The organism is Methyloglobulus sp. (assembly GCF_040079455.1).
GTDB lineage: Bacteria > Pseudomonadota > Gammaproteobacteria > Methylococcales > Methylomonadaceae > Methyloglobulus.
Map to the genome: position 1 here is coordinate 1 of NZ_JBEBKJ010000075.1, position 18,173 is coordinate 18,173.

Here is an 18,173-nt window from a genome sequence, read left to right on the forward strand (position 1 = left end):
ACACACAGGTTACGATTAATTGCTTGCATTCACTTGCTCATTGTAAATTGTGGGATAGTAATGAAGCCCATGTAGTAATTTGGGAGAATGGCACGGGATCGGAAGCAGTCGCTTTGCTTCAAGATTGCATCAAGCAAAACCAATGGGAAAGCTGGGTTGAACTGCTAGTTTCTCCGGTCAATCTTGGCTTTACCGGTGGCAATAATCGGGTAATCGAGCGAGCTTTACAAAATGATTCTCCACCTGACTATTTTCTGCTGCTGAACTCCGATACATTGGTTGCTGAGCAGTCGCTGCGTTCATTGATGGAATTTATGGATACACATCCTAGGGCAGGTATTTGCGGCAGTCAGTTACTTTCTGAATCTGGCGAGGTACAGGCCTCGCCTTTCCGCTTTCCGAGCTTTGCTTCTGAGCTGGACAATGGTTTGCGCTTGGGATTAGTGTCTCGATTACTGTCTCGCTGGAGCGTAGTTATGCCGACACCTCAACGACCGTGTGCGGTAGATTGGGTTTCTGGAGCCAGTATGCTTCTACGTAGGCAAATGTTGGAGCAAATTGGCCTGTTAGATGAGGGGTTTTTTACTTATTTTGAAGATGTGGATTTGTGCAAACGCGCACAGCTAAAAGGTTGGCAGGCTTGGTATGTACCGGAGAGTCAGGTCGTTCACTTGGAAGGGGCATCCAGTGGCATCGTTCGCCGTGTTATCAAACGACGCCCAGCCTATTGGTTTCAAGCACGTCGCCGATTCTATCTAAAGCACTACGGCGGGACGCATACTGCAGCTATTGATGCGGCTTTTATCTCCGGTTTTGCTTTGTGGCGGTTACGAAGGATGTTGCAACACAGACTGGATAACGACCCACCTTTTATGCTACTTGACTTTGTGCGTAACAGTGTTTTTTTAAAAGGTTTTCGAATACCCATAGTGCAAGGATCAACCATGCAACAAACTGAAGTTAAAACTGATTCTGCGCGTTTCGATATTATGTACGTCGAAGGCCCAGGCGATGTGGTGGAATCGTTTCGTCGCTGGAACAGCCAGGAAGATGTACTGACAGAAACATCGCGCACCTATAGTGGACAGTTTTTTGATTTTTGTAAAATAAACAATCTGAAAACCTACGTAATTTCTTACCATGATCAAGCCAAACTGGAAATTACCCCGCAGTTTCATGTGGAAAACCTGCCTAAGCTAGTTTTGGGCAGTGGCGTTCTTTACCATTTGTCACAGATTTTATACGGATTGCGATTAGTTGCTATTGCAATACGACTTCGCCCCACGTACTTGGATGTGACATCTGGAGTGACTTACTGGTTTGTACTTTCCCCTGCCAAACTGTTTGGTATTAAAATTATCTCACACCTGCATAATGGTTTTTGGCCCAATGGATATCGCCCAACAGGACTAGGAAAGCGGGTTTTACTGGCTCTGGATGGCTGGTTTTTCCGACGGATAGCAGCGATGGCCTTATGTGTGTCACCAGAGATTCAGCGGCAAATCGAAGCCATAGCTGGCAAATCCCATGCGCCTATTTATCAATTTAGAGGCCAATTTTATCGTAAAGATTTTGAGCATCCGCCTGCCTCCCTTCCCCATAATCAAAGGCCGTTCAATATTGTCTTTGCGGGGCGGGTGGAGCGCGATAAAGGTGTGTTCGATCTGTTAGCTATGGCCGAACAACTTCGTAATGACGGCGTGACTTTTGAAATCTGCGGTGGCGGTTCGGCATTGGAGGAATTGAAGCAAGAATGCACGAATCGCGGACTTGGAGACATTATCAGCATTAGCGGCAATTTACAAAGACCCCAATTATTGGCTGCATATGCAAGGGCGCATATTGTGATTGTTCCTACACGAAGTGACTGTGCCGAAGCGTTTGCAAAAGTTGCAGCAGAGGCTATTTTAATGGGAAGGCCTGCAATCTGTAGTTCTGTGGTCCCTGCAATTGAAGTTTTAAAAAATGCTGTCATCGCAGTAACTGCCGATGATTTGGATGGCTATGTCAACGCTATTAAGCAACTGCTATCCAATTCCAAAGATTATGAATCGCTCTGTCAGAACTGCCCGTCGCTGCGTGAACAATTTTTAGATGGCGCACAAGGGCTCACTTCCGTGTTACAAAAAAATGTTCTTTTTAATCGGAATCCGATGCAAAACAATTCTAGGAGTGCTGACGTATGATGCCATTGAGAATGCAGTTAGGTGAATTTTTTCGTCCAATCCGCCGTTGGGCACCCAGAGGATATGGCTTTATTTATAAAAAATTACTTGGTAACTTTAGCAGTTATCCTGCCGATATTGAACTAAAGCTTTCTCTTGATAAACGGCATCGGGTTTTTTACGATAATTTTTTGCAATCTTACGTATCAGTTGATTTAGGGGATTGGGCTTGTCGTGCGCATTATTTTATGGGGATTTATTACGATAGAACTGTCCCATTGTTGATAGACCTCTTGCTATCTGAGGGCGGAACATTTATTGATGTTGGGGCAAATCGTGGTCTTCACACACTTTATGCATCGAAAAAATTAAATACATCTGGAGTTGTTTTTGCTTTTGAACCCCATCCTGTTACTTTTGATGTACTAAAAGCTCATTTAACCATTAATTCTATCAATAACTGTAGTGCTTTCAACATTGGCATATCAAAGGAAGAAGGATCGCTAAACTTGAATATGTTTGCCGATCAACACAGCGGTACGTGTTCTTTTGTCAATTCGAACAATGTATTTGAATCTGTTTCTGTGCCTGTTAAAAAATTAGATAATGTACTCGATATTAAATCGCTTAAGGGGCCGCTATTTGTTAAAATCGACGTAGAGGGGTTCGAATATCAGGTTCTACAAGGAATGGAAAATTTACTTGATAGACCAGATATTAGCATTGTCTGTGAAATTACAGATCAATGGCTACGTCAAACCGGCGCCTCCGCAGCATCGCTCTTTGAATTGTTAAGGTCGCGTGGATTTTCAGCCTATCTGCCAAAAATAACGCATAAAAATATTTTCAAAGAAAATCTTGAGCTTATTTTATTAAATGACATCCCTAACGAACCGCAATTTGATGTTGTCTTCATGCGGCCTTAAATATTCATTAATATTCTCACTTCCCATTTTCAAAAATAACTGCCTATGCACCAGACCATTTTTATCTTGCCCACTGGATCGTGGTGTTTACTGCGCGTGGAACATTAGAACCAATTGGGCGTTACGAAGCTCCAGTCCGTAAAGTCGGTGCTTATGCTAAACTTAATAGTGGTAGCCGTTCTATACCTTACAATCGACCAATATTAGGAAATATTGTGCATACTGGCTTCTGATTAGTATATGCTTCAACCAGATGGTAGGCAGCTCCTTCTCCCTTCGGGAGAAGGTTGGATGGGGGGATTTAAAAAGCAAAAAGCCTTATTGAAACTCTCACCCTAGCCCTCTCCCAGAGGCATAAGTATCTACACAAGTATCTGACCTTTCTCCCTTGAGGGAGAAAGGTCAGGATGAGGGGAATATAAACAGTTGATTTTATTCTCCTCACCCCAACCCTCTCCCGCAGGGAGGGGGCTTGGTGATTTGGCAACCCATTGTTTTTGTTATATTGAAAAGTTGTGTAGATACTTATGCCCAGAGGAGAGGGGATTAGTCCTTTTTGACTGAAGCAGCTTGCTAAGGTGGTACTTGTTTACCAACCGGCTAGTAGCCTATTTCGGCATTTACTGCCGATAATTTATGCTGCCTTAACTGGAGTCATTCACTCTTTGTTAATGGCAGATTATATGAATTTTTATCTTATATGTATCGCGTAATGGTATCTGAAATAGTGGTAAATTGGGATTATGATAATGCCTGAAAATTTTGGCATTGTTATTATTGGTCGCAATGAAGGCGAAAGATTGCACCTATGTTTTGAATCAATGTCTACTGTTGCTTGCACAAAAATCTATGTCGACTCCGGTTCAACTGATCATAGTCTTGCCATTGCCAATGACTATGCAATTGAAGCTATCGAATTGAACCCAACCTTCCCTTTTTCAGCAGCCAGGGCACGTAATGAAGGCTTTGAACGCTTACTACAGCTAAATCCGAATGTAGTATTTGTGCAATTTATCGATGGTGATTGTACTTTGTTGCCTCGATGGTTGGAGACCGCAACCGATGCGTTATCAAAATCCCCTGAACGCGCTGCCGTTATTGGGCATTTAATCGAACGCAATATCGAAGCGTCGCCTTATAACAAGTTGTGCGCATTAGAATGGCGTTCAAGCCCAGGAGATTTAACTAACTATGGCGCATTGGGTGGAATTTCCATGATGCGTACTGATATATTCAGCAAACTGGGTGGTTTTAACCCCGATGTCATTGCTGGCGAAGATTCCGAATTGGGGGTTAGAATGGGGCTTGCCGGCTATAAGATAACCAAGTTGGATCAACCTATGGCAACCCACGATGCCAATATTATCCAATTTGGCCAATGGTGGAAACGAGCCGTCCGGGCAGGTCATGCGATTGGACAACGCTCCTTTCTAAATGGCAAAACTGCTCAAAAAGATTGTGTAAGGGAGCGGAATAGCACCTTGTTTTGGGGAGCAGCACTACCAACACTAATATTGTTAGGCTGGATACCGACACAAGGTTATAGTTTCATTTTGCTTAGTGCTTATTTTTTGTTAGCTTATCGTGTTATTAAATTCCGCTCACTACAAGGTGACAATTTTAGTGATGCCTGGCTTTATGCAAAATATTTATTGTTAAGTAAGTTTGCCAATGCAATTGGGTTGGTAAAGTTTTATCTGAATAAGCTCTCTGAACGCTACGAGATTATCGAATACAAATAATACTTTACTGGAAAATTGCCCAGATCGTATTCGTATTAAAAACAAAGAAATAAAACGCCTTTATGGACAAGTTTAATTATGAGTGAAAAACGCTGGAAGGTAGGTTTGCTGGGTGCTGGCTATATTATTGAAGCCCATGCAAAATCCCTCAATTACCAAAATAATGTCGAAATTGCCGCAGTTTGTGACCAATCAAAAGACCGTGCCGAAAAAGCCGCCGCAACTTTTGGGATATCCGCTGTATTCACTTCGCTTGATGCCATGCTGAAGTCAGATATTGAAGTCGTGCATGTCCTACTTCCGCCTGATCTGCATTTTGACACTGCTCGGCAAATTATTGAAAGTGGTCGGCATGTTTTTTTAGAAAAACCAATGGGTCTAAACGCCGCTGAATGCCAGTCACTAACTGACTTGGCAACAACGCGTGGCGTTAAATTGGGCGTTAACCATAATTTCCTTTTCCTTCCTTCGTATCAGAAATTACGCCAGGATGTCAGGGATGGTACGATAGGCAAGCTGGATCACATCACCATTAATTGGATGTTTCCATTGCCGCAAATTCAATTTGGGCCTTTCAATATCTGGATGTTGCAAAAACCCGCTAATCTTTTCTTTGAACTTGGCCCCCATCTGGTCGCATTTTTAGAGGACTTGCTAGGACAACCGGATCGCATCCAGGTAGATGTATCCTTACCCATCGATTTACCTGGGGACAATCGAATCTACCGCCGTTGGCATGTGCATGGCTCTAAGGGTGATGTGATATTTAACCTTAATTTGTCGGTGATTCCTGGCTATACCGACCGAAGCATCAGTGTAAGAGGCCATGCCGCCACTGCCACTTGCTTATTTGACCGTGATATTTATTACCGGGATGAACCCAGCGGTGCTGGGATATTGTTTGATAATTTCCTTACCGCGAAGAATATCGCTTGGCAAGTCGGCGTTAATAGCCTTAGTAATCTAACTAGGGCTACTAAAGCCACATTGCAAAAAGCACCCGCCGCTAATCCTTTCGGGGAGAGCATCGAAAACAGCGTCAAGTGTTTTTATGACACATTGACGGGGCAATCTGATGCCAGAATGGATGGACAATTTGGTGTCAACGTTATTTCAACCTGCGAACAAATTACCAAAAAAGCCAGTTTTGAAAAAATTACCCAAAAGGGTGTTTGGAATGTGCTGCCTCCGTTGCGACCACCTACCGTACTGGTTTTGGGCGGAACGGGGTTTATTGGGCAATATTTAGTAAAAGCACTCATAAAGAGGGGGTTGGGGGTACGCGTGGTAACCAGAGGGATGGGGGCTGGTCAAATAGCATTGGCCGATTTACCTGTCGAGCTAGTTCAGGGAGAACTTGCTAACCCAGATTTCATGGATAAAGCATTACAAGGTATTGAAGTCGTTTATCATCTGGCGAAAACTGACGGCAAAAAATGGGATGATTATTACAAAAATGATGTCTTGGTTACGCAAAATATTGCCAACCGAGCATTGGCTAAGGGTGTAAAACGTTTTATTTACACAGGTACGATAGACTCCTATTATTCTGCAGGCCCCAACGATGTTATCACCTCTGATACCCCGCTCGATCCCAATATTGCCACCCGAAATCACTATGCTCGCTCCAAAGCGGCTTGTGAAGACTTACTGATGAAACTACATAAGGAAAACAACTTACCCCTTGTTATTTTCCGTCCGGGTATCGTTATCGGAAAAGGATGCCCCCCAGCTCACTGGGGAGTCGGGATGTTCCAATCGGACACACGGATGCAATTCTGGGGTGATGGTAGCACTAAACTGCCTTTGGTCTTGGTTGAAGATGTCGCTGAAGCCCTTGCCCTAGGTATAGACAAAAAAGGCATTGAAGGTCAAGCGTTCCTTCTTACCGATGCACCCTTATTGACTGGCAAAGAATATGTCGAAATTGTTTCCCAAGAGACTGGCACCAAAATCCGCTCTGTTCCGACTCCGACCTGGAAATTTTTCGTCATAGATGCCCTGAAAGAAACTGCAAAACATTTGATCAGACACCCTAATAGAAAAACCCTTAGTTTCAGGGATTGGGATTCCAGAAGCCACCGCGCGCGTTATGATAGCTCAAAGACTGTAAAAGTATTAGGCTGGCAACCGGCAGCCACGCGAGAATCCTTAATTAGGCGAGGTATTACTGAAACCATTAGAGAATTTTATCGCTAGTAGTGCTGGTTAAGTGTCTATGTCTATTCCGTAATAATTTTCATTAAGAGTTACATGTATCCTCAAATGTAACTATCTTCGAAAACCTTATTAACTTTTGGAAAAACAATCATGTCGAATATTGATTGGCGGCCACAGATTGGCGACCCAACTTTTGCCGGATGGTTTACGGTATTTTCTTATTTTTTAGCAGCTTTTCTTGCATTCCGAGTCTATCAACACGCCCAAAAATTAATCCGCAGCCCCCATAACAAACAGTGCTTATTCTGGCTATGGATAGCTTTGTTCAGTTTTCTGATGGGAATTAATAAACAATTGGATTTACAATCCCTACTGACTGCTGTCGGCAAGTTTTTTGCGCATCAACAAGGCTGGTACAATGATCGTAAGATGGTTCAAGGCTTTTTTATAATAATGATTTTTGTGTTCGGTATTTATTTAATCAGTTGGGGTTTACGATTTTTTAATCAAATTCTCCGCCGCAATTGGCTGGCATTTGCTGGCATGATTTTTTTGGTCTTTTTTATCCTAATCAGGGCGACCTCGTTCCATCACATGGATAAACTCATTGGTACTGACTTTTTTGGGCTAAAATTAAACTGGTTGATGGAGTTAACGGGCATTTACTGTATTACCCTCAACGCACTATGGATTCTAAAACCCAGAAAAGTTACCCTATGAAATTAGCCTATTTTGTTAATCAGTACCCCAAAGTCAGCCACAGTTTTATTCGCAGAGAGATAATGGCGCTGGAAAGCCTTGGCTATGTCGTCGAGCGATATGCCCTACGTACCGATAAAGACGAGTTGGTGGATCCATTAGACCAAAGCGAATTAAAAAAAACACGCTATGTTCTTTCTGAACAACCGTTTAAGATAGTGTTCGCGTTCGTAAGAACCTTTTATGCCTCACCATCCGTTTTGTACAAAAGCTTGAAAGTTGCGATTAGTTTGGGGGTACGTTCAGATCGCGGCGTATTCCGGCATCTTATCTACCTGATCGAAGCCTGTGTTTTGTTGCAATGGGAAAAAACCGCAGGCATAGAACATATACACGCCCATTTTGGTACAAACTCAACTACTGTAGTTATGCTGGCGCATCTACTGGGTGGTTCGCACTACAGTTTTACTGTTCATGGACCAGAAGAATTTGATAAGCCGGAATTCATCCATCTGGCTGAGAAAATACAGCACTGTAAGTTTGTAGTTGCGATAAGTTCGTATGGTCGTAGTCAGCTATTTCGGTGGATTCCGGCATCAGAATGGCATAAAGTCAAAATCGTGCATTGCGGACTTGATGCGGCTTTCCTTGCCCAAAAAGCCTCAAAAATACCTAAAACTTCACGGCAACTCCTATGCATTGGCCGTTTGTGTGAACAAAAAGGCCAACTACTGTTATTGGAAGCGTTGAAACAACTACATGACGAAGGCATTAGCTGTAAATTGATATTAGCGGGTGATGGCTCTATGCGTGGAGACATTGAGCGTCGAATTGCAGAATATCAATTGAAAAACGAAGTTGAAATTACGGGCTGGGTCAGCAGCGAACAAGTTAAATCCCTATTACTTGAGTCCAGGGGCATGGTTCTACCCAGCTTTGCAGAGGGACTACCTGTAGTCATTATGGAAGCGATGGCGCTACGTCGCCCAGTTATTTCAACTTATGTTGCCGGTATACCAGAATTAATCCAACACGGTAAAAATGGCTGGCTCGTACCGTCTGGAGATGTCAACAGCTTGAAAATAGCCATGCAGGAATTGCTGAATGCCAGTGCTACTGACCTTGAATTGATGGGTGATTATGGATTTAACGCAGTTATTGCCCAACATGATGCCGATAAGGAAGCTCGTAAGCTGGCAGCGTTGTTCAGCGAGACTGTTGCCTGATGATTTTCGAATGGCTTGTCATTGCAATCGCTGTATTCACTTCAATACCGCTAGTCGTGGTTGGCTCTGAATGCCTGATTGCATTATTCTTCAAAACTCAGTCACCATGCCATTCAGAACTGCTTAAACAGACTGTTTCTTATAAGATTTTAATCCCAGCACACAATGAAACCGATATTATTGGCAAAACACTTGCAAAGTTAATTGCTGAGTTACCCGATTCCAACCCTGGAACTATTATTCTGGTTGCCGATAACTGCACGGACAACACGGCAAGCATCGCCCGAAGCTTGGGAGTCACCGTTCTGGAGCGACAAGATACAACCCATCGAGGTAAGGGCTTTGCTTTGGATTTTGGTATCCAGTATTTAAGGACGAATAGTCATCCAGATGTATTGATTATCATGGATGCCGATTGCGAAACCACTAAAGCCGCACTTACCACCCTCATCAATTTGGTAACAATTTCAAAATTACCCGCACAGATGACTTACTTGATGCGAGTTATTGAAAACGCGTCTATCAAACAGAAAATTTCCGGATTTGCTTGGTTGCTAAAAAATAAAATTCGTCTTTCCGCCATGAATAAAATGGGCTTGCCGGTGACATTAACCGGAACAGGCATGGCTTTTCCTTGGCAAATACTCGAAATTGTTAAAGTGGGTCATGGCAATATTGTTGAAGACATGCAACTGGGCATTGATTGCGCCATGCAGGGTTTTCCGCCCATTTTTTGTCCTGATGCCGTAGTTTATAGTGACTTCCCAGAACAGCCGACCGCCGAGCTTAGCCAGCGCACACGTTGGGAACATGGACATTTACAAACTATTTTGCAGCAACTACCCGTCCTTGTTAAAGCATCCTACCAGCGAAAAGACTGGCGTTTGTTGGCTTTGGCATTGGATATTGGCGTCCCGCCATTGTCTTTATTGGTAATGATCGCCTTGAGCAGCCTAATAATCCTATCAATTTATTCGTTGCTAACTGAAGGTTCAACAGCTTTTTTTATATTACTCCTGAGCTTTTCCTACTTTGCTGCTATGCTTGCCAGCGTATGGTGGCGTTACGGCCAGGATTACTTATCAGCAAAAGAATTATCAGGTATCCCTCTTTATGTCATCTCTAAGTTGTCAATTTATATTGCCTTTATATTTAAACGCCAAAAAGAATGGGTTAGGACTGACCGGGATGCATAATTTTTCAGAGTTTAACGATTAATTCATGAACATCGACAAAGATTTTTCCAGAAATATCTGGTGTCTGCTTGGGTTACCTTTCGATGCCATCACGCTCGAACAAACAGCTTTTGAGATTTTATCGGCAGCAAATAAACACCAATCTTGTTTTCTATCAACACCTAATCTTAATTTTTTGTGTGCTTCGCAAACTGACAACTCTTTTAGAGCTTCAGTAATCAACAGCGATTTATCGATTGCTGATGGCTTCCCTATTGTATTGATTGCCAAGCTACTAAGCATTCCGATATCGAAGCGTGTGGCGGGGTCTGACCTAATTGAACATTTGTACAAGCGCGTGACAACAGTACCGTTAAAAATCTTTTTTTTCGGCGGTGAAATGGGAGCTGGTGAACTAGCAAGTCAAAAAATTAATCGAAAACCGGCGGGTTTACTTGCCGTTGGTCATTACACGCCAAGTTTCGGCTCAGTTAATGAAATGAGTACGCCTGAAATTATTAACGCCATTAATCAACATGATGTAGAGTTTTTGATTGTGTCCTTAGGTGCAAAAAAAGGCCAAGCCTGGATTGAAAAAAACAGACATCAGTTAAATGCTCCCGTTATCAGCCATTTAGGTGCCGTCATAAATTTCTTCGCGGGATCTGTGAAACGCGCCCCCGTTTTAGCCCAGCGCTTAAGCATGGAATGGCTTTGGCGGATATACCAAGAACCTGCCCTATGGCGGCGCTACTACAATGATGGTATAAGTTTTTTAGGAATGCTGTCATGCAGCATTTTACCTTACTGGTTTTGGTTAAAATTCATACAATCCGAAGCATCTGATCAAACCGTTGAGATCAACATACTAAATGAACTTAAGGACACCAAACATATTTTGCTTACTGGGTATTGCACTTACCGCACGATTTCGCCCTTAAGAGAAGCATTCAAGAAAGTAGTGGTGGAAAATCGTGATGTAGTTCTCGATTTAAAAAACGTAACAGTAATTGATAGTGCTTTTCTTGGCTTATGTCTGGTATTGTACAAACACCTAACAGCCTCAGGAAATTCGTTAAAACTCATCAATCCCAATAAGGTTGTTAGACGCATTCTCAAATGGCAAAAAGTGAATAATTTATTGTCAACAAATTGATTTATTAGAGGTGTTTTTCAAAAACCAAACTCCTTCTAAAAACCTAAATTGTTCTGACATCAATTGATGTTGAATATAGGGGATTTTTAAAGATTCCACTTAACAACTTATTTGAGTTAGGTATTAACGAGCTGATTTTTTTGATGTTAATCCTTTTTTACTCTTAGCGAACACGTATGGATAAAAAAACTATCTGGCGCATGAATTGGCAGAGTTGGCTCTGGCTTTTTATTGCCTTAACATTAATGACCGTAGCCTTCTGGGGAGGGATTGATGAATTAATCGTGCGCTGGGACAAACAGGAGGAATATAGCCACGGCTACATGTTGCCGTTTATCGCGCTGTATTTTATCTGGCAGAAAAGAAACAACATCATCCAAAGTGAATTTTCCCCTTCCTGGTGGGGATTGGGGCTTATATTCATTGCTCTGATTATTTTCGTAATTGGCGAAGTCAGCGCCCTTTATATTCTGACCCAATATGCGCTCATTGCAGTTTTTCTGGGTTTAGCCCTGACTATTATGGGCTGGCCTTCCGTCAAATTGGTATTGGTTCCTATACTACTGCTGATTTTTGCCATTCCCCTGCCTTATTTTCTCGAAGCCAGTCTCTCGGCCAACTTACAGTTGCTGTCTTCAAAACTGGGGGTATCGTTTATTCGTTGGTGTCAAATACCGGTTTATCTGGAAGGCAATGTAATTGATTTAGGTATCTATAAACTTCAAGTTGTTGAAGCGTGTAGTGGTTTGCGCTATCTATTCCCCTTGTTAAGCTTGGGATTTATTTGTGCCTACTTATTCGACGTGGCTTTTTGGAAACGATTGCTTCTGGTGCTATCAACCATTCCCATCACCATCCTCATGAACAGCTTTCGCATCGGCATGATAGGGGTATTGGTAGATAATTGGGGCATTGAAATGGCTGAAGGTTTTCTACACGATTTTGAAGGCTGGATAGTTTTTATGGCCTGCTTTGGTGTTTTATTCATTGAAATGGCCCTTTTAAGTAGAATTGGCCAAGATAAAAAACCCCTGTTTGAGATTTTTGGCCTAAGTCAGTCCAGCACTATCGACCTTCACGGCAGCACCCTCAAACAAAGACCGCTTTCTTACCCTTTGATCGCTTCAGTAGTCGCCTTGGCTGCCGCGGTCGTCATTGTCTCTTCCATTGAAAAACGTGCGGAGATTATTCCTTCCAGGACTCTGTTCCCCGAGTTTCCTACCCAAATTGGCAACTGGCATGGTGAACAAACCGCTATGGAGGAAACTGTAACAAAATATTTGGGTTTGACGGACTACATCCTAGCTGACTATAAGAACGGGAAAACACAATCAGTGAATTTCTATGCGGCTTACTACGAATCGCAACGTAAAGGCGTTTCACCCCACTCGCCACGGGTCTGTATTCCTGGCGGCGGCTGGCAAATTGCCGAGATAACTCGCACACAAATTGGCGACTTACCCATTAATCGAATAGTAATAAAAAAAGAAGACAATACGCAATTAGTCTATTATTGGTTTCAACAACGAGGCAGACAATTCGCTAATGAATATTTTATGAAATGGTATTTGTTCAAAGATGCCCTGCTTTTAAATAGAACTGATGGCGCACTGGTTCGTATCACAACGGCGGTCGGTTCAAATGAAAATATTGCAGATGCTGATAATCGACTTAAGGCTTTTGCTCAGCAAGTCAGTCCCATTTTGCCTAAGTTTATTCCTAATTAAATAAAGAGTTATGAAAAAATTAATGTTTGTTTTCTTATTGGTGATTGTTCAAGGTTGCAGTAAATCCGAAGACAAGATCAAAAACTACTTAGCCAGTGGCAAATCACTTTATCAGCAAGGCATATACGACAAGGCCAAAATCGAATTTAAAAATGTCATCCAACTAGATGCCAAACAATCCGATGCCTACTATCATTTGGCACTTATTGATGAAAAAAACCAAAATTGGCAAGGAATGTTTGCCAATCTAACTCAAGTCACTCGACTTGATCCAAAAAACAATGATGCTTTTTTAAAACTGGGGCGTTTAACTTTATTATCGGGTCGGGCAGAAGATACGTTAAAACATGCCGATGCGGTGTTAAAAAATGCCCCCGACAATCCTGATGGCCTAGCCCTGAAAGGTGCTGTGTTCGTCAAACAAGGTAACCTCGATGGTGCCATGACCCTGGCTGATCAGATTTTAAAAAAATATCCAGACCATACTGACGCAATTAGCTTAAAAACCGTGATTTATTTGTCAAAAAAAGACATGTCAGCCGCGCTGGAAACCGTCGAAAAAGCACTCCAGACAAAACCTACGGAACTGTCGTTGGAACTTTTAAAACTGCAAGTTCATAGCCAAAGCAAAAACCTCGCCGCCGTAGAACAAGATTATCTTAATTTGATTAAGCAGTTCCCAGACAAACTGGAATACACGTATGCATTAGTCAAGCATTATGCCGATAACGGCCAAGAAGACAAAGCCTTAACCACCTTACAAGAGGTCATAGATAGTCATCCTGATAAAATGCAACCTAAGCTGGTTCTGATCGATTTTCAAATGCAAAAAACACCTGAAATCGCTGAAAAAAGCTTGACGACTTATCTTGCCCAGTATCCAGGGGAATCCGATCTACATTTCCGTTTAGCGGCACTCTATATCAAACAAAACAAACTCACCGAAGCAAAACAAGCGTTAAATAAAATCGTTGAGCTAAAGCCCACCGCAAAAGAAGGTCTGAGTGCCAAAATAATGTTGGCAAAATTGGCGCTACAGGAAAACGACTCCTCATCCGCCGACAGCTTCATAAAGGAAGTTTTGACAACGGATGGACGAAATCTGGAGGCGCTATTATTAAAAGCAAGACTTGATTTGCAGAAAGGTTTATATGATGAAGTTATCTCCAATTTGCGCACTGTACTGAGAGACTATTCCAATTCTGACGAAGGAATGGTTCTTATGGGGCAGGCTTATCTCAAAAAGAATTCACCTGAATTGGCTGAAGAAAACTTTCGCAAAGCTCTAGCTGTTAATCCAGCTAATTTTGATGCACTCATGCCAGTAGTATCCAACATGCTGAAAAACAAAGATCTTAGTAGGGCTGATGAGCTCTTGCAAAAAGCCTTAGCGGTAAAACCTGATAATCCCGGTGCATTGCAAGCTTTAGCACAAATTCGCTTAATGCAAAAAGATTGGTCGGGTACTCAAAAAATTGCTGACACCATTGCTTCGAAACCTAAAGGTGCTGGTTTTTCGAAATTTCTAAGTGCGAAAATATCTGAAGACCAAGGGCTTTATAAAGAAGCCATTAGTCAATACAAGGAAGCGTTAGCTATTTCTCCTGAGTTATCAGACGCACTGCGTGGTATGGTTAACAGCTATGCGGCGTTAAAACAAGGTAACGTTATGCTCGCTTACCTGGATGAGTTCATGAAGGCTCACCCTGATGACTCATATTCGTGGCTGTTAAAAGGTCAATTACTGGCTAATGAAAAACACTTTGATGATGCTCTCAAAGTGTTATCAGATGCGGTCGTTAAATGGCCAAAAACTCCTGAGTTTTATGAAGCGATAGCAGCTATCCATGTACAAAAAAAGGAAACTGATAAAGCCATAGCCATCTTAATCAAAGGCTTGGAAGCTATGCCAGAAGAAGTACGCTTGAGTGTCATGTTAGCATCCACCTACGAACAAATGGGTGATTATGCCAAGGCACTTGAAACATATGATGCTTTAATCGCTAAACATCCAACCGTTGATATAGCTACCAATAATTTAGTGTCGCTGCTCCTGGATCACTTCAATACCAAAGAAAATATTGAACGGGCAGTAAGCTTGGCAAAACATTTTGAAAAGTCCGATCAACCTTATTTTGTTGATAGTTATGCTTGGGCGCTTATCAACAGTGGAAAAAATGAAGAAGCTTTGCAGTTACTCAGAAATGTCGTTAAAAAACTGCCGGAAGTCCCCGTCTTCAGATACCACTTGGGCTTGGCTTACCACAAAACAAATAGCAAGGCACTGGCCGTAACTGAATTGGAAGAAGCATTGAAATTGGGAGACAAAACGGGCGGATTTATTGAAAAAGAAGCCGTAGAAAAATTACTGAAGACCATTAAAACGGCTTCTCCTACCTAAGCATTTAGACATTTGTGTTTATTGCCAGGGACTTTCAACTTTTGAGGCTCATCCAGATGATATTGCAACGATAGATCGCTGAGTCCCATCCAAAGATGGGACTCATGTTTTGATCTGTCGTGGCAAGGTAGTGGAAATCACTTAAGGTAACTGCGATTTTCTTCTCACCATCTTTATCGTTTCCCTTCCGACGGTAGCTACGTTTATGTACATCCTTATATTGTTTCTCGGATACTAGGCCACACCTTTCAATATTCAACATTCAAACCAATTAGAGGCAAGACTATGATCCCGGTTATTTTATCTGGTGGTTCTGGAACTAGGCTATGGCCTTTGTCCCGGGGACAATATCCCAAGCAATTTCTGCCTTTGGTATCTGAACAGACCCTATTGCAGGAAACAATGCTCAGGCTTTCTGGGCTGGAGGGATTAAAAAATCCGATTGCCGTATGTAATGAAGACCACCGCTTTATGATGGCAGAACAACTGTGGGAAATCGGTGTAAAGCCTGCTGGGATTATTCTGGAACCGGTCGGTAAAAACACCGCACCTGCTGTGGCAATGGCAGCATTATCCGCAGAATCTGAGGACGATGTATTACTGGTATTACCCGCCGACCATGTCATCACAAACATTGCATCCTTTCACTTAGCGATTGCTCAAGCGGATCTACTGGCTAAACAAGGTTACCTGGTCACCTTCGGTATCGTACCCACCCATCCAGAAACTGGGTATGGCTATATTATGAAGGATTCAGTACAACAAGGCAGTGCGCATAAGGTGTCAGCATTTGTTGAGAAACCCGATTTAGCCACTGCGAAAAATTATCTAAAAAGCGGCGATTATTTATGGAACAGCGGTATGTTTGCATTTACCGCCGGAAACTTCCTAAAAGAATTAGAAAAATTCAACCCTAAGATGTTGGCGGTCTGTAAGCAAGCACTAAGTGCGGCTAAAACCGATCTGGATTTTATACGGCTAGATAAAGCTATTTTTTCCACTTGTCCTGCCGATTCGATTGACTATGCCGTTATGGAAAAAACCGATAAGGCCGTTGTTATTCCTCTAGCTGCGGGTTGGAATGATGTCGGATCTTGGTCTGCATTATGGGATGTGACTGAAAAAGATGCTTTCGGTAATGCTATAAGTGGCGACGTATTAACCGTTGATACCAAAAATTCCTACATCTACTCAGAAAACAAACTGGTTACTGTTATTGGTGTTGAAGATTTGGTTGTCATTGAAACTAAAGATGCTGTCATGATCGCCTCTAAAAACAAAGTACAAGAAGTCAAACAAATCGTGGATCAACTCAAACAGCTAGGCAGGCATGAAGCTCAAGTCCATAGAAAAGCCTACCGACCCTGGGGGCATTTTGATTCGGTTGATAGCGGAGAGCGCCACCAAACTAAGCGGATAGTCGTCAAACCTGGCGCCAAGCTGTCTTTACAGAAGCACCACCACCGCGCTGAACATTGGGTGGTGGTAAAAGGCACAGCCCTAGTTACCCGTGGTGATGAGCAAATCTTGCTCACCGAAAATGAATCGACGTTTATTCCCCTAGGAACGGTGCATCGACTGGAAAATCCCGGCGTTATTCCGTTAGAAATAATTGAAATTCAGTCAGGCAGTTATCTAGGCGAAGATGATATTGTGCGCTTTGGCGATACCTATGGAAGGGTTTGATTTTACATCCAAGAAAATTTAGCCAAAAAAAGGGAGGCAAGCCTCCCTTTTTAGTAAACACCGTTAGCGATTAGGCTTGAACTTTCTTACGGCGTGAAATACCCGTCAATCCCATCAAAGCAGAACCAAATAACCAGATTGCAGCAGGGATTGGCGTAGCAATTTGAGGTTCAATAGTGATAGTGTAACCATGATAACCCAATGCCACATCGTCATCGCCAATACCGTTAGATCCATGGAGTAATAGGTAATTAAAGGTATCTGCACCAAAATTTGCGATCAATTGCCAATGGTTATTTTCAACTTCGGTAAATATGCCGAACATACTGGAGGTGTCGTCGTACATATCTACAGCGCTCAACCAATTTTTATCTTCAAAGCCTGTAGACCAGACATCGACTTTGAAATTCCCAACAAACTCATTACTAAAAACCCACAAATCTTCAACTTTCCCATCTGCTTCTATTATGAATGAAGCAGCAGCAGACAAACCGCCTGTGGGGGTAACGTCAGAAACATGTTGAGCATCAATGACATTATCTTGATCAGAAATAATATCCACCCACGCCAAGGCAGCAGCACTTGCTTGAAACGAAAATGCCGCCATTGCCAAACTTAAAACAACTAATACTTTTTTCATGATATATCTCTCCAAAGATAGATTATAGGTTCTAAAATACTGATTCGTAACTCAGCCATCTTTTATTGGTAAAGATCTGTAGCTTTCCGACCCTACTTCGCAAGAAGTGTAGCCCTGGAACGATGAATGGTTGTTTCACTTCTCACTAAGCTCCTTAACACTTATCTTGTCCTTTTTTGTTTTTTAATTTTAGGGATAGCTTAAAGGTTTATAAATGTATTTCATATATGCACGATTACCTAGTCAAACCAATCCCAATAAGTTGTTATTTGAATCCCCTCATCCTAACCTTCTCCCACTGGAGAAGGGATAATATGTGAACTTATTGGGATTGGTATCACACCAGGGTTTGCATTACAAACCCGCCCCAGTAAAGTGGACCCCAAAATCCGGACAGTAGTTTAAGCTATAGCCTGTTAAGGAAAATAGTGGAACGCAATGAGCGAAAGCAAACGGAAAATATTTACCGG

Annotated in this window: 12 protein-coding genes and 1 riboswitch; of the genes, 11 read left to right on the plus strand and 1 reads right to left on the minus strand. The window is 42.3% G+C overall.

The annotated features are described in order from the left end of the window. The 11 genes from ABL924_RS14415 to ABL924_RS14465 all read left to right on the plus strand — a co-directional run. The coding region (locus tag ABL924_RS14415) for a glycosyltransferase (protein ID WP_349027795.1) at positions 1–2,186 on the plus strand (2,186 nt) is incomplete at its 5' end. Continuing rightward, the gene (locus ABL924_RS14420; RefSeq protein WP_349027796.1) at positions 2,183–3,091 is read left to right on the plus strand and encodes an FkbM family methyltransferase; all 909 of its coding nucleotides are present in this window, start codon (positions 2,183–2,185) and stop codon (positions 3,089–3,091) included. The genes ABL924_RS14415 and ABL924_RS14420, both read left to right, overlap by 4 nt. A 749-nt stretch (positions 3,092–3,840) precedes the next feature. Then, positions 3,841–4,833, plus strand: a complete 993-nt coding sequence (locus ABL924_RS14425; protein WP_349027797.1) for a glycosyltransferase family A protein — start codon at positions 3,841–3,843, stop codon at positions 4,831–4,833. A 78-nt stretch (positions 4,834–4,911) separates the two neighbouring features. Beyond that, a complete protein-coding gene (locus ABL924_RS14430; RefSeq protein WP_349027798.1) occupies positions 4,912–7,032 on the plus strand; it encodes an NAD-dependent epimerase/dehydratase family protein in 2,121 nt (706 codons plus the stop codon). Between the two features lie 111 nt (positions 7,033–7,143). After that, positions 7,144–7,713, plus strand: a complete 570-nt coding sequence (locus ABL924_RS14435) for a hypothetical protein (RefSeq protein WP_349027799.1) — start codon at positions 7,144–7,146, stop codon at positions 7,711–7,713. Beyond that, positions 7,710–8,918 carry a glycosyltransferase family 4 protein gene (locus tag ABL924_RS14440; protein WP_349027800.1) on the plus strand — a complete coding sequence of 403 codons (1,209 nt, stop codon included), beginning with the start codon at positions 7,710–7,712 and terminating at the stop codon, positions 8,916–8,918. The genes ABL924_RS14435 and ABL924_RS14440 overlap by 4 nt, the downstream gene beginning before the upstream one ends. After that, positions 8,918–10,114, plus strand: coding sequence for a glycosyltransferase family 2 protein (locus ABL924_RS14445; protein ID WP_349027801.1), 1,197 nt, complete (start codon positions 8,918–8,920; stop codon positions 10,112–10,114). Before ABL924_RS14440 ends, ABL924_RS14445 begins: the two co-directional genes overlap by 1 nt. A gap of 25 nt (positions 10,115–10,139) precedes the next feature. Continuing rightward, positions 10,140–11,249, plus strand: coding sequence for a WecB/TagA/CpsF family glycosyltransferase (locus tag ABL924_RS14450; RefSeq protein WP_349027802.1), 1,110 nt, complete (start codon positions 10,140–10,142; stop codon positions 11,247–11,249). A 176-nt stretch (positions 11,250–11,425) separates the two neighbouring features. After that, complete coding sequence (xrtD, locus tag ABL924_RS14455; protein ID WP_349027803.1) at positions 11,426–12,976, plus strand: VPLPA-CTERM-specific exosortase XrtD; 1,551 nt, start codon at positions 11,426–11,428, stop codon at positions 12,974–12,976. A gap of 10 nt (positions 12,977–12,986) precedes the next feature. Beyond that, on the plus strand, positions 12,987–15,377 hold the full coding sequence (locus ABL924_RS14460; protein WP_349027804.1) for a tetratricopeptide repeat protein: 2,391 nt from the start codon (positions 12,987–12,989) through the stop codon (positions 15,375–15,377). A gap of 285 nt (positions 15,378–15,662) precedes the next feature. Continuing rightward, the gene (locus tag ABL924_RS14465) at positions 15,663–17,063 is read left to right on the plus strand and encodes a mannose-1-phosphate guanylyltransferase/mannose-6-phosphate isomerase (protein ID WP_349027805.1); all 1,401 of its coding nucleotides are present in this window, start codon (positions 15,663–15,665) and stop codon (positions 17,061–17,063) included. A gap of 70 nt (positions 17,064–17,133) precedes the next feature. Here the strand turns inward: ABL924_RS14465 and ABL924_RS14470 are convergent, their stop codons facing one another. Continuing rightward, positions 17,134–17,703, minus strand: coding sequence for a VPLPA-CTERM sorting domain-containing protein (locus tag ABL924_RS14470; RefSeq protein WP_349027806.1), 570 nt, complete (start codon positions 17,701–17,703; stop codon positions 17,134–17,136). A gap of 42 nt (positions 17,704–17,745) precedes the next feature. Further along, a riboswitch (cyclic di-GMP riboswitch) is annotated at positions 17,746–17,826 on the minus strand. Between the last annotated feature and the right edge of the window lie 347 nt (positions 17,827–18,173).

Coding starts and splice junctions, on each gene's coding strand:
- ABL924_RS14420 (WP_349027796.1), top strand. CDS start 2,183: ATGATGCCATTGAGAATGCAGTTAGGTGAATTTTTTCGTCCAATCCGC.
- ABL924_RS14425 (WP_349027797.1), top strand. CDS start 3,841: ATGCCTGAAAATTTTGGCATTGTTATTATTGGTCGCAATGAAGGCGAA.
- ABL924_RS14430 (WP_349027798.1), top strand. CDS start 4,912: ATGAGTGAAAAACGCTGGAAGGTAGGTTTGCTGGGTGCTGGCTATATT.
- ABL924_RS14435 (WP_349027799.1), top strand. CDS start 7,144: ATGTCGAATATTGATTGGCGGCCACAGATTGGCGACCCAACTTTTGCC.
- ABL924_RS14440 (WP_349027800.1), top strand. CDS start 7,710: ATGAAATTAGCCTATTTTGTTAATCAGTACCCCAAAGTCAGCCACAGT.
- ABL924_RS14445 (WP_349027801.1), top strand. CDS start 8,918: ATGATTTTCGAATGGCTTGTCATTGCAATCGCTGTATTCACTTCAATA.
- ABL924_RS14450 (WP_349027802.1), top strand. CDS start 10,140: ATGAACATCGACAAAGATTTTTCCAGAAATATCTGGTGTCTGCTTGGG.
- xrtD (WP_349027803.1), top strand. CDS start 11,426: ATGGATAAAAAAACTATCTGGCGCATGAATTGGCAGAGTTGGCTCTGG.
- ABL924_RS14460 (WP_349027804.1), top strand. CDS start 12,987: ATGAAAAAATTAATGTTTGTTTTCTTATTGGTGATTGTTCAAGGTTGC.
- ABL924_RS14465 (WP_349027805.1), top strand. CDS start 15,663: ATGATCCCGGTTATTTTATCTGGTGGTTCTGGAACTAGGCTATGGCCT.
- ABL924_RS14470 (WP_349027806.1), bottom strand. CDS start 17,703: ATGAAAAAAGTATTAGTTGTTTTAAGTTTGGCAATGGCGGCATTTTCG.